Source organism: Lentimicrobium saccharophilum (genome assembly GCF_001192835.1).
In the GTDB taxonomy this organism is placed as follows: domain Bacteria; phylum Bacteroidota; class Bacteroidia; order Bacteroidales; family Lentimicrobiaceae; genus Lentimicrobium; species Lentimicrobium saccharophilum.
In genome coordinates this window covers 1135267-1147936 of the sequence record NZ_DF968183.1, presented here as the reverse complement: position 1 = coordinate 1147936, position 12670 = coordinate 1135267, and the positions used below count along the sequence as shown (strand labels likewise).

The window sequence follows — 12670 nt, the reverse complement described above, 5'->3', positions numbered from 1 at the left end:
CGCAGCGTGCTGCACCGGCTTTCTGCAAAAATAAGAAAAATGGAGGCTCGTGCCCGGTGGGGCGTTCCGGTTTAACGGGATTTCAAGAACCTTTGTTATAAATGTTTAATAAACAAATATATAGCGATGCTGGCTGGTTTTTATAGCTGGTTGGCTTATCTGTCAGCATGATTCCGGGAAAGGTTGTAAAACTTATTTAAATAAGCCTTCTGAGTTTGATATTGGTCCTGATTTCCTTGCCATCCCTGGAGAAAACCATGCTTACGAAATTGCCTTCCCTGGTGCTGAGGATGTGGTTCAGATCACCCAGCGTGAGGCCGAAAACGGGCTTTCCGTTGATGTACAGCAACAAATCTCCCACCTTTATTCCGGCTTTATCTCCGGGTGAGCCTTTGATGATTTCGCTCACTTCAAAGATACTGAAGCCGACCCCCAACGCCCTGAAGGTAATTCCGCTCATATTGTATTCAAAGGGCTGTTTGAACTTAGCGCCTTTTTGCAGGATCATCCGCTGGTTGCTGAAGTCAAATGTAACCCGGAATCTTCCCAGCGCTCCGGCCCCGAGCGTTCCGTTTCTATTCATCCTGGTGTTTAGGTTCCATGGCATATAACTATCAGAAAAAGAACTTATTACATTGTCAAGCCGGTAATTGCCGAGCATCAGCCAGCCGATTCTGGCAAAACTCCCGTGAATATTTCCTGCCAGTCCCTTTCCGATGATGGCATCAAGGTATTTTTCCGGCTTATAGCCGTCAAGGCTGTCATATTCAAGCAGTAAAGGGTGATTCGCCCCAGAGTCGATCATCAGCCAGAGGTCCATTATCCTGCCGTTGTCGAATTCAACCCGGGCGGTCATGTATGGTTTGCCCCGGTTGATGCTGAGTGGAATAATTTCTGATCTTGCCGGAGGGGAATAATCTGAGGGACGGGTAAACCTGATGGTATTTCTGTCGTAATTGGTAGTAACAACCAGATCCCTGAATTTTTCCATTCCGATCAGACCGTGAACTTTGGAACCAATATACTGATCAAGGGAAAAGTAATCTTCGCTCAACAGGATAAGGTTGGTAAACATAGGTTTCAGCCGGCCTGTTTTGAGTTTAAAAGGACGTGTTACGCAGGCTTCCAACATGTCGGGTGAGCCGGGAGCCGACAGCATAAATGATCTGATGCATTGGTTTTCCAGTAAAGATGTGATTCCCCTGTCGGTGATAATTACCCCCTCAACCCCACTGTCGAGCAGCAGCCTTACCGGGATGGAATCATTGATGATCAACTCAATTACAACAAGGTTATCATAGTTGGAGAAAGGAATGATCACCTTATTTTTCTTTTCCGGAAGGCTGAAATAATTGAATTGTCCGCGGACTCCTGTCCAGCTTATCAGGAAAAGGAGTAATAAAAGAGGTTTATATAAAGTTTTTGGCTGCACAGAGTACGGACAAAGTTTCTGAGAATTATGATCACTACGAAAATAAAAAAAAAGTGTAAGGGTCGGGATAATAGGCTTAATAAAATTAATTTTGCAAAACAGTATAGCATTTTATATGCAAATAACCTGAATTGAAATGAAAAGCGCTGCTTCTGATATTATCCGCGGTTTATGGAATGAACTTTACCCTGATGCCACTGATGCATCAGGCCTTGATATCCTGCTTGCCGAACTGAGCCATGCCAGGAATGCCCTTGCATTTGAACCTCAGCCGGAGGGCTGGTATAAGGATGCCGTAGTTTATGCGCTGTATGTTGATTTTTTTAACAATACTTTTGACGGGCTGGTTGAGAAACTCGATCAGTTACAGGAGCTGGGTGTCAATTGTCTCTGGTTGTTGCCCATTCTTGATTCACCCATGCGCGATGCGGGTTTTGATATCAGGGATTACCGTAATATCAGGGCCGGTTTGTTGGGTCTGCCGGCTGATACGCCCGTTGAGGTTAAGCAGCGTGCTTTCCGCGATTTTCTGAAAATGGCGCACAACAGGGGCATCAAAGTGATCTTTGATATCGCGATGAACCACACCTCGGAGGAGCACCCCTGGTTTACCGAATCCCGTAAAAGTCCTGACAACCCTTACCGCGATTATTACATCTGGAATAAGGACACCAATAAATACAAGGAAACCAGGCTGTTATTCAAAGGCATGTGCCCCAGCAACTGGGAAAAGGATGGGGAATGGTATTATTTCCACCGCTTTTTCGAGTTTCAGCCCGACCTGAATTACAGGAATCCGGAAGTGCTTATCGAGGTCTGCCGTATACTTGTTTTCTGGCTCAGCCAGGGACTGGATGGCTTCAGGGCGGATGCAATTCCATATATCTGGAAAGAGGACGGGACAAATTGTGAGAATCTGCCGAAAACCCATACCATCATCAAGATATTCAGGGCCGTTCTTGATTATGTGCGGCCCAACACCCTGCTGCTCGCCGAGGCCTGCCAGCCCCCGGCCGAGGTGGTCAGGTACTTCGGAAATGGCGATGAGTGTCATGCCGGCTATCATTTCCCTTTGATGCCCATGATTTTCAAGTCTCTGGCAACAGGCGATGCCACGCCTGTGCATCATGTATTGCATCCTTCCATTACTCCTGAAATTGGGATTGATAATCAGTGGTTTATGTTTCTGCGCCTGCACGATGAACTCACTCTTGAGATGGTAACGCCTGAAGACCGCGCGCTGATTCACGGGCATTATTGCAAAGATCCGCGCTGGGATTTCAGGGTGGGAGAAGGGATTTCTGCCAGGCTTTCGGAACTGCTCGACAGGGATTACCGTAAGATAGGGCTCGCATACAGCATTATGCTTACCCTGCCCGGCACACCCATCATCTATTACGGCGATGAGTTCGCCCGGTTAAATGATGAAGCCTTTTATGCGCTTTATAAAAAAGAAACCGGTAAAGACGATACCCGCTATTTCGTGCGCGGGCCCATGCAATGGAAAAAAATTGAAAGTGAACTTGCCGATAAGGAGTCACTTACCTTTAAAGTTAATTCGCTTATCCGGGAGCAACTGAAGGTAAGGCGCGGTGTACAGGCCTTCGGCAGGGGGAGCCTGAACTGGGCCACTGTCAATGTTTCTGATGCTCCGGAAGCCGGGAATCAGGTGCTGTCTTACATCAGGTCCTATGGGAAGGAGCGCATCCTTGTACTCAATAACCTGGCCGGGAGCAGTCTGACAATTGATCAGATCAACGCAGAGAAGCTAAAGGGCCACGATATGTTTTCCGGCGATGAAATTGAGATGCCGCTGGCACTGGAGCCATATGGATTCCGGTGGATCAGGATGGACGCATAGTTTTTCCGGAATTACATGTCCGGGAAAAGTTGACTTTAGATTCATTTTATTGTTAAACCTAATAATCATTGATATGTCAAACGCAATTACAAAAACCAGTTTTAAACTTCCCGGTCAGACCGATCTTTATGTTGGTAAAGTCCGTGACGTGTATCACATTAAGGATGAATTACTTATAATGGTAACAACAGACCGGATTTCTGCGTTTGATGTAGTGCTCCCCCGGGGAATCCCATACAAGGGACAGGTGCTTAACCAGATTGCCGCGAAGTTTCTGGACGCTACCGAAGACATTCTTCCGAACTGGAAAATAGCTACGCCCGATCCTATGGTCACCGTGGGCCGCCTTTGCGAGCCATTCAAAGTTGAAATGGTTATCAGGGGATATCTGTCGGGGCATGCCTGGCGGGAGTATAAAGAGGGGAAGCGCATGATCTGCGGGGTGCCTATGCCCGAAGGAATGAAGGAAAATGACAAATTCCCCGAGCCTATCATTACACCTACGACCAAAGCAGCCGTTGGTCATGACGAAGATATTCCGAGGGAGGAAATACTTAAGCAGGGCCTGGTTGATGAGGCAGAGTACCTTAAGCTGGAAGACTACACCCGGAAGTTGTATAAGCGCGGTACTGAAATGGCCGCACACATGGGACTGATCCTTGTTGATACAAAGTATGAATTCGGAAAGGATGGAGACGAAATTTACCTGATTGATGAAATTCATACTCCCGACTCTTCAAGGTATTTCTACCTTGAGGGATATGAAAGAAGACAGGCTGCCGGTGAATCACAGAAACAACTGTCAAAGGAATTTGTACGTGAATGGCTGATAGCCAATAATTTTCAGGGTAAGGAAGGGCAGGTAATGCCGGAAATGACCGATCTGTTTGTGAACCAGGTTTCAGAAAGATACATTGAGCTTTATGAAAGCATTACCGGTTCGAAATTTGAGCGGGCTGATATTTCTGATGTACTAACCAGGGTTGAACAGAATATCCTGAAGTTTATTACTGCCTATTACAGATAGTTTTTTTGATGCGCATCGCTTTTCCCCGGATTTCAGGCTGTTGGTCTGATCCGGGTTTTATTTTATACATTGGGTGATTCCGGGATTTGTAACCGTTTCAGATCAATGCTGACCTCAGGTGTTCAATTTCACCTGCCCGTTCAGCTTCGCCGGAAGCCGCCAGAAGATAGGAGAGCAGTTCAAACATTTTGCTGATGATATACTTCGGGGCTACCGGCCTGAAAAACATATCGTCAGGCGATAATTTGAGCCGGCGCAGCAGGGTTACAATTTCATTTCTGGTAAAGATACCGCCTTTGTTCTCGGGATTGATGTAAAACATGACCCTGGCCGGTCCTTCAGGTGATTTCTCTGTTTCATCGAGCCAGGCCATTACAAACCGTTCTCCCGGAAGCAGAATACCGCGTACCGGTAGGTCAAGACTCTGGGCCAGCAGGGTATAAAGAATCCCGATGGAGATGGCATATCCACTTCGGGTTTCAAGGAGATTGTTGAGAAAAAGATAACGGGGCTCCGTGGTTTGCCTTGATGGCAGCTGAAATTTGTGAAGGTCGAAGATGATGTGGTTGAGCACCTTTACTTTCTCGAGGGCAGTGAGGCTGTTGTTCAGTTCCAGCCAGATATCCCGTCTGATATCATGCAACTGGCTTTTAACTTCTTCAATATCCATATTCTGATACTGATAGCGGGTAAAGAGCAGATATCCTTCAAGCAGGTTGTCATTTCTGAAATGTGCCCAGTTAGTGAGATCGAGATAAAGCTGGTTGTATTGAATGCTGTGGATGATGTCTTCTATTCTTTTCTGCAGGTAGCTGTCGAAGGTGCTTTCCCAGGCAGTCTCCAGCAAGGGAACTGCCTGACTCCCATAGGCAAAAATACGGTCACGGACCTGTGTAAATGCTTGCTGGTCAGGTTCGTCGAGCAGACTGATCAAGGCCTGGAGCTGAGGGTCTTTATCTTGCGGCTGATCCATTAACCGTTATAGATTTTCAGGTATAAAGATCGGCATAATTTTACAGCCTGATCAGTTAATTTATCAACACACCTGAGATTTTTTTCTCTGTCAGTCAGTAATTTGGCGCAGTACGCATGTTTCAGCCAGGTTGAGGTAAATCCCTGACGGCTTCCAGAACCGTGCCGATGAGCTGCTCCATGGTTTTGTGATAGTCTTTGCTGTATTGTTTTGCCACCCGGTTGGCGACAATGGCGCATATAGTCAGCGTCTGGTGGCCTAAAAGCTTCCCCAGGCCATATAAGGCGGATGTTTCCATTTCGAAGTTGGCCACCTTCATTCCGTTATATTCAAAGCCGGCAATAGCCTGATTAAGATCCGGATGTGTTGTTTCAAGCCTGAGCCTGCGGCCCTGGGGGCCATAAAATCCCGGCGCTGTGGCAGTCATCCCTTTGTTGAATTTACGGCCGATGGTATTCAGGAGCTTGTCAGATGCCTCCACCACATAAGGCTGAGGAAAACTTCGATTCCAATGCGTTTGACTTATAAATGCCCTGGTAAGTTCATGGTCAATTATTGAGTGTGAATCAAGGTAATAGTACAGCATCCCGTCAAGGCCGATACCATGCGTGGAAACAATGGCCGTATCAACCGGGATATCCTGCTGTAAGGCACCCGATGTACCCAGACGGATAATGTTCAGCGAAACATGCTTATTTCTGACTTTCCGCTTTTTAAGGTCTATATTGAAGAGGGCATCAATTTCATTGAGCACAATGTCAATATTGTCGGTTCCCATTCCGGTCGACAAAACGGAAATTCTCTTTCCGCCGATACTTCCGGTGTGGGTGCAGATCTCACGGTTCTGGCGTGTGAGTTCAATGTGGTCGAAATGCCTGGAAATCAATGGTACTCTGCCCGGATCGCCCACTATGATAATGTCAGTCGCCAGTTCGCCGGGTTTAAGATTGAGATGATAAATACTCCCGTCGGGGTTTATGATCAATTCTGAAGCACCTATCTGAGCCATACCGGAGGTTTGTTTGTTTATTGCTGTGACAGACTTAACTTTGCATTGTTAATACAAAAGTAGGCAATAATCCTGAAGCGATGAATAACATACTTGTTCCATACGATTTCGATCCCCAGACCGATCTGGCTTTTGACCAGGCCATCCACCTGGCACGGCACACCAAGAGCAGCATTATCCTGTTGTATGTTCATGAACAGCAGGGTTTTCTGTCCTCATTGTTCAGTCAGGAGCAAAATGAGGAAATGCTCGAAAAGATCAGTGACCAGATGGATGCGGTAGCAGCCAACATGTCTTTTAAAAGCGGGGTCGATATCAGTGTCAGACTTGAGATCGGAAGAATTTACTCCGTGATCGTGGATGTTGCCAGGGAAACGGGGGCTGAATTTATTGTAATGGGAACCAGAAGCCTGGAATCATCGGTGCGCGACAGCAACCGAATGGCCGGTGCCAACACGTCCAGGGTTATCCGGTCGGCTCATTGCCCGGTGATTACTATTGGGGGAAGGATGCACTACGATGGCTGCCGTACCATCATGCTGCCCATTGATCACCATGCCGAAACCGGCCAGAAGGTAAAATGGGCGATAAAACTTGCCGGCATTTACGGAGCTCATGTCAGGGTAGTGGCTGCACTGAGCCAGGAACAGAAGGATAGATCCAGGGAAAAGATCCGGCGACAAGTGGAGAATGTGCATGATCAGATTAAAAATGCAGGAATTATCTGTGAAACTGAAGTACTCGAAGTGCAGGCCGGCGAAAAGGATATCGTCTCTGCGCTGCTGGATTATGCTAACGGAAAAGGTGATATTGATCTTATAATCATTATGACGCAGCAGGAATCGGCCATTGTGGAGTTCTTTGTTGATTCAAGTGCGCAGGAGTTTATCCGGCGTTCTGATATTCCGGTAATGTCTGTGGTCCCGAAAGAGACTGCCGCTAAATTATCAGGGGAATAACCGATAATTCATTAAATTTGCTTTATGGCTGCCGGTGAGCAGGTATTATGCCGGACTTCATCCAAAAACATATTCCATGAAAAGAAAGATCATTTTTACTGCAGGGTTTATTGTCGTTATCCTTCTTGCCATATTTTTCTGGTGGAGGTATTACTTTGTGTTTGGTGAAGGCGTGAAGGCCGGCACCCTCAATTTCGTTGTCAGAAAAGGCTATATTTTTAAAACATGGGAGGGCCGGTTGATTCAGGAAGGCTTTAAAACGCCTTTGCCCGGGGCCATGCAAAGCAATGAATTTGAGTTCAGTATTACCAACGACAGCATAGCTGCCGTGCTGGAGCGCAGTGGCGGCCGGTTTGTTGAATTGCGCTACAAAGAGTTTCTGCATCCGTTACCCTGGAGGGGAATGAGCAATTATGTGGTAATCGAAATCCTTGAAGTACAGGATGTGCCTGCCCGCCCGGGCAACATTCCATATGGCGAATAAATAAATATATCAATTGAACTAATATGAGTGTAATCAAGCAGTTGCTTCATTATCTTAATCTTGAGAGCGAGGTTGAGGATTTTGATAAGATTCACCAGACAATTGAGAAGGATATAATTTTCAAAGGAACGAATCTGTGGATCCTGATTTTTGCGATCATAGTTGCTTCCGTCGGGTTGAATATGAACTCCACTGCGGTAATTATCGGTGCCATGCTGATCTCTCCATTGATGGGTCCGATTAACGGGATAGGCTATTCTGTAGCCACATACAATTTTCCGCTTTTCCGCACTGCCCTCAAAAACTTCGGGTTCGCAGTTGCTGCCGGGCTTACGGCCTCCACGGGTTATTTTGCTTTAAGTCCTGTTTCGACTGCACATTCTGAACTGCTTGCACGCACAAGTCCGACCATTTACGATGTGCTGATCGCTTTGTTTGGCGGCCTTTCCGGAATTGTTGCCATCAGCAGCAAGCAAAAGGGAAATGTAATACCCGGTGTGGCCATTGCCACTGCCCTGATGCCGCCGCTTTGCACTGCAGGATATGGCCTGGCTACCGCGCAGTTTCAGTTTTTCTTCGGTGCCTTTTATCTTTTTACGATCAATACCGTGTTTATTGCCATCGCAGCCATGGTTGTTTCGCAGTTGTTGAAATTTCCCATTATTACATTAGCCGGAGAAGCGCACAAGAAAAAGGTGAACCAGTGGATCTCAGTGGTGATTGTCATTACCATTCTGCCAAGCATTTACTTCGGTTATGGTTTGGTGCAGAAAGAGCGTTTCAATGAAAATGTTGCCCGGTTTACAAAAAATGTCAGCGTTTTTGAAGGCAGCTACCTGCTTAGATACGAAAGCAATCCCGGCACCCGCGAAATAATGATGGTTTATGGAGGAAATACACTTACTGAAGATCACAAACTTATGCTGGAAGAAAAAGCCAGGGATTTTTCTCTCGGAAATGCCACGCTTAACATTCGACAGGGTTTCTCGCTCAATGAATCGTCAAATTCGGAGGTCGATAACCTGAAACTCGAGATCAGCCGCCTGAACATGCAGTTGGCTGAATCTGAACGTAAAGCGGATAGTCTTGAAAAAAAGCCGCTTGTGGGAGAAGCGTTGCTGGCTGAACTTAACGCAATTTTTCCTGATGTGGTGTCGTGCTCTTACGCTGAAACTTATTTATACACAATGCCGGCGCGTGAGCAAAAACGCGTTGGCCAGGTTGTGCTGACGTTCAAAAATGATAATCCGGAACAGGAAGACAGGCAACGTATTATAACGTGGCTTAAAAGACGGCTGAATACAGAGGCTGTAAAGGTGTTGTTTGAAACAGAATAGGCCTGTTTGTCAGTCCGAAAATGACCGGAGTTGTTCATCGGTTTCCGAATGCACCTGAATTCGTGCAGGTCCGGTTCCGGGTGTTGGTTTGATCCGCTACCAGGTAAAGATATCTTCGCGCTTCTTTGGTCTCCGGTCGTCAAGCCAGATAAAATTTTTCAACAGCAACTCTTCCTGGCTGAGTTCGCCTTCGGGGTGCAATACAGCGGTGGGTTTTTCGATGTAAATGATCTGCTTTATTTTCCTGTCACGCAACCTGATGCTCATATTACTCGCGAAAGCCTTGTTGATTCCGGTCAGGGTTCCGTCTTCCTCCCTTACCCAGTAAATCGTTTCGGCATTGCCCTCTACCTGGATCTTGATCAGCTCATTGTCAATGAAATAGCCTTTCATGTTCCGCCCTTTAATCTGGTTGTACCCACTTCCTAAGGTATCGCTCGAAATGATGAATGCGTTGTTGAAGAGCCGGAGTTCCTTCACCTCTTCATTACCGGTAAGGACATGAATGGAGTCGGAAGTCATCTGGTTTTCTTCAGTCCATAACACAGGAGATCTGAGCATGCGCATGGTGCTGTCGCTGAATTTGTAGATCAGTGAATCGGTCATCCCCTGCAGGTCGGTGCGAAAAAACTTTACATGGTAAAAGGCAAAGATTTCTTTGGTTTTCTGAGCTGAATCAAAGGTTGCCCGCAGGGTGTCGGCATGCAAAAACAACGTGTCCTGATCTTCGATAAACAAGGCCTCGGGCTTCCCGGTGATCAGGGTGTATCCCAGATCCTTGCGGTAACGGGCATACTGTCCGAACGAAATCATATTTTGCACGGTATCAATAACCATAATGTTCCTGAAGGCCTCTCCGAAACCATTTGTACGTTCATAATACAGACTGTCGCCGGTAAGTACCTGATCACCGTTTTTAACCCGGGCATTCTCATCAAACTCAGCAATATCCGTTACGGTGTTGTACCATCCGTTTTCTGCGTAAATATCAGTTTCTTCGCCTTTGATGGTGGTTGGCCCACTGAACCATGATATTTTGCTCTGGGTATTGTATTGCAGGGTATCGCAATTCATCACATAATCGGGGTTGGTCAGCACAACATGGTCGCGGAAAAAGAAATCCTTGGTATTGGTGTGATAATAACCCCGTTTGCTGTCAAGCGTATTCTGGTCGTTCACAATATGACCTCCGGTGAGGTAAAATGCGATGCCCGTATTTCTGTCGTAAATCAATTTGTCAGTGGTCAGGATGGTCCGGTTGTCGATCAGTTTTACATTGTCAAATACTTCCGCAATCCGGGTCTCGCCACTGTAATAAATCGAATCGCCGTAAAGGTTAAGGGTGTCGCTGGCCTTGATGTGCACCCTGCTATAGGCTTTCATGCTGTTGGTTGCATTGTTCAGATGTGCGGAATCACAATAGAGGAAGGCTCCTTCATGCTCGAAAACCGCATTTCCGATGATGCGCTGTACATTTTCACCCAGCGCTTTGTTGTACGCCATTACATCCGCCTGCACCAGCCTTATTTTTCGGGGTTGCTGGGCAGAAACCATCAAACTTGAAAACAAAATAAGCTGAATCAGCAGAAAAGGCAGGCGCATCGTTACGTTTGCAATTATAACCGCAAAACTAAGAAATTATTGCCATGCAAAGGGCCTGAATTGATATTATGGATCGGGGCCGGTCAGTGCTTTGCTAAACTGAAATATTTCAGGCAACAATATGAATATTGGCTTGTTTATTACTTATGAAATATCTGACTTACGCTTAAATCTGCTGACCTTTTTTTTTCTGTGAATTGATTTTCAGTTTTATTGAAATGGTTTTTATCATTCACCTTAAATTTTCATGAAATGAAAAACAAAGATCTGGCTTATAATTATATTCACGAGTTTCTGTTTCGTGATGAAAATGTTTCTGTAAAGTTGGATGCTGATCAGTCTGTTGAACCGGATGACAAAGCTGAGCTTAACAGGCTGCTTGCTGTTCTGGGTGAGATGTCGGTCAACGCCAGAAAATTCAATAGTTTAAACATTGAATATTTCGGCAAGAGCAACACCCTGCTACTGAATAATCTGGAAAACACCATGCAGACAATCATGAGCATCAAGTCATCGCTTCAGGAGGTAATCCGCGATGCCAAAACAGCCTACAAGTTCGTGCTTTGGATGTATGTGCTTGCATTTATGCTCGGGATAGGACTTATTGTGGTTGCGGTGGTTTTTGCTGCACAGGGTAAAATGATTCTGTCCATTGCTTTTGGAGCCATCGGATTAATTGATATCGTGTCCCATTTTATATTCAAACCTCCGCTCGAACTGCAAAGCAGCAGGGCTAACCTCACACAGCTTATGATTGTTGTTACCAACTGGTTCTCCGATCTGATGAATCTCAATACTTTTATTTCGACCAGGGGTGATCAACTCACAATGTCAGAATTGTATGATATTTCTGACAAGCAGAATGCCAATACCGCGAAAATGATAGATCTTATTGAACGATACAGTGAGCCTTCTTCGGCGAGACAGGGATCGTCCGGAACTGAGCCCGGGGCAGGATGAGCCATGGAATTAAGGTTGTTTAAGACAATTATTTATAATGCAGCCGGGTTTTCAGAAGATGGATCTGGCAGTATAGGTTGTAAAAAGCTCCAGGGCCATCATACCGGCCAGGGAATTCCCGGCGGTATTGAGTCCCGGCGACCATACGGCCACCGACAGTTCGCCCGGCATTACCGCCACAATGCCACCGCCTACACCGCTTTTACCTGGCAGCCCGACACGGTAGGCAAATTCTCCGCCTTCATCGTAAAGACCGCAGGTCTGCATAAGTGCGTTGATGCGCTTGGCCTGCCTCGGTCCGCAGATGACCTTTCCGCTGACAGGGTCGGTTCCGCCGTTGGCAAGAAAAAGAAATGATTTCGCAAGATCAACGCAACTCATCGAAAGTGCACATTGGTGAAAATAGAGGTTCAGCACACGGTCCACATCATTGGCCAGATTGTCGTAACTTTTCAGGAAGTTGGCCAGGGCTGCGTTGCGGTGCCCCGTTTCCTTTTCAGAACGGGCAACCTCCCTGTCATAATCTATAGACGGATTTCCTGAGCAATTTCTGACAAAATCTATCAACCCGGTAAGCGGATCCTCGTTTTCAAAAATCACGCAATCGGTGACTACCAGTGCTCCGGCATTGATAAAGGGGTTGCGGGGCTTGCCGTTTTCGTATTCAAGCTGCACCAGTGAGTTGAAGGGGTTCCCTGAAGCCTCGCGGCCTACCCTGTCCCACAGGGAATCTCCCATTCGGTCCATCACCATGGCAAGGGTAAAAACCTTGGAAATGCTTTGAATGCTGAAGTTTTCGGTAGCATCTCCGGTTGTAAAGAGTTCTCCCCTGACAGTAGCCACGGCCATGCCGAATTTTTGCGGATTAATTCTCGATAAAGCAGGAATATAGGTAGCAACCTTTCCTTTGTTCAGCAGGGGTTTTATTTCCCTTGCAATGCTTTCAATAATCCCGGTGTAAGATGTCATTATGCGGATAAAGTTAATTTTTGTGAACTTATTGGCCGTGGCTTGTTATATAAAGTG

The 12670-nt window shown here is 46.4% G+C and carries 11 protein-coding genes; 6 read left to right on the top strand and 5 right to left on the bottom strand.

Features of this window, described 5'->3' with window-relative positions:
* Positions 1–196: 196 nt before the first annotated feature.
* Entirely contained in the window at positions 197–1432 is a 1236-nt protein-coding gene (locus tag TBC1_RS16500; RefSeq protein WP_062045211.1) for a PDZ domain-containing protein, read from the bottom strand.
* A gap of 136 nt (positions 1433–1568) precedes the next feature.
* On the opposite strand from TBC1_RS16500, the gene TBC1_RS16495 reads away from it, so the two are divergent.
* Together TBC1_RS16495 and TBC1_RS16490 are read left to right on the top strand one after the other, a co-directional pair.
* Positions 1569–3293: an alpha-amylase family glycosyl hydrolase gene (locus TBC1_RS16495; protein WP_062045209.1), complete on the top strand. Its 1725-nt coding sequence runs from the start codon at positions 1569–1571 to the stop codon at positions 3291–3293.
* Between the two features lie 73 nt (positions 3294–3366).
* A complete protein-coding gene (locus TBC1_RS16490) occupies positions 3367–4320 on the top strand; it encodes a phosphoribosylaminoimidazolesuccinocarboxamide synthase (protein WP_062045207.1) in 954 nt (317 codons plus the stop codon).
* Between the two features lie 97 nt (positions 4321–4417).
* Here TBC1_RS16490 and TBC1_RS16485 read toward each other — a convergent pair whose 3' ends face one another.
* Entirely contained in the window at positions 4418–5293 is an 876-nt protein-coding gene (locus tag TBC1_RS16485; protein ID WP_062045205.1) for a transglutaminase family protein, read from the bottom strand.
* A 121-nt stretch (positions 5294–5414) separates the two neighbouring features.
* Positions 5415–6302: a nucleoside phosphorylase gene (locus tag TBC1_RS16480; protein ID WP_062045203.1), complete on the bottom strand. Its 888-nt coding sequence runs from the start codon at positions 6300–6302 to the stop codon at positions 5415–5417.
* Positions 6303–6382: 80 nt separating this feature from the next.
* Here TBC1_RS16480 and TBC1_RS16475 point away from each other — a divergent pair, with 80 nt between their 5' ends.
* The 3 genes from TBC1_RS16475 to TBC1_RS16465 all read left to right on the top strand — a co-directional run bounded on the left by TBC1_RS16475 (position 6383) and on the right by TBC1_RS16465 (position 9082).
* Positions 6383–7261 (top strand): universal stress protein, encoded by an 879-nt coding sequence (locus TBC1_RS16475; protein WP_062045201.1) that lies wholly within the window; start codon positions 6383–6385, stop codon positions 7259–7261.
* 76 nt (positions 7262–7337) lie between these two features.
* Positions 7338–7745 (top strand): hypothetical protein, encoded by a 408-nt coding sequence (locus tag TBC1_RS16470; RefSeq protein ID WP_062045676.1) that lies wholly within the window; start codon positions 7338–7340, stop codon positions 7743–7745.
* Positions 7746–7768: 23 nt separating this feature from the next.
* Entirely contained in the window at positions 7769–9082 is a 1314-nt protein-coding gene (locus tag TBC1_RS16465) for a DUF389 domain-containing protein (RefSeq protein WP_062045199.1), read from the top strand.
* A gap of 96 nt (positions 9083–9178) precedes the next feature.
* Here the strand turns inward: TBC1_RS16465 and TBC1_RS16460 are convergent, their stop codons facing one another.
* Entirely contained in the window at positions 9179–10684 is a 1506-nt protein-coding gene (locus TBC1_RS16460; protein ID WP_062045196.1) for an OstA-like protein, read from the bottom strand.
* 252 nt (positions 10685–10936) lie between these two features.
* On the opposite strand from TBC1_RS16460, the gene TBC1_RS16455 reads away from it, so the two are divergent.
* Positions 10937–11644, top strand: coding sequence for a hypothetical protein (locus TBC1_RS16455; protein WP_062045195.1), 708 nt, complete (start codon positions 10937–10939; stop codon positions 11642–11644).
* 51 nt (positions 11645–11695) lie between these two features.
* On the opposite strand, the gene TBC1_RS16450 is transcribed toward TBC1_RS16455, so the two are convergent.
* The gene (locus TBC1_RS16450) at positions 11696–12613 is read right to left on the bottom strand and encodes a glutaminase (protein ID WP_062045193.1); all 918 of its coding nucleotides are present in this window, start codon (positions 12611–12613) and stop codon (positions 11696–11698) included.
* Between the last annotated feature and the right edge of the window lie 57 nt (positions 12614–12670).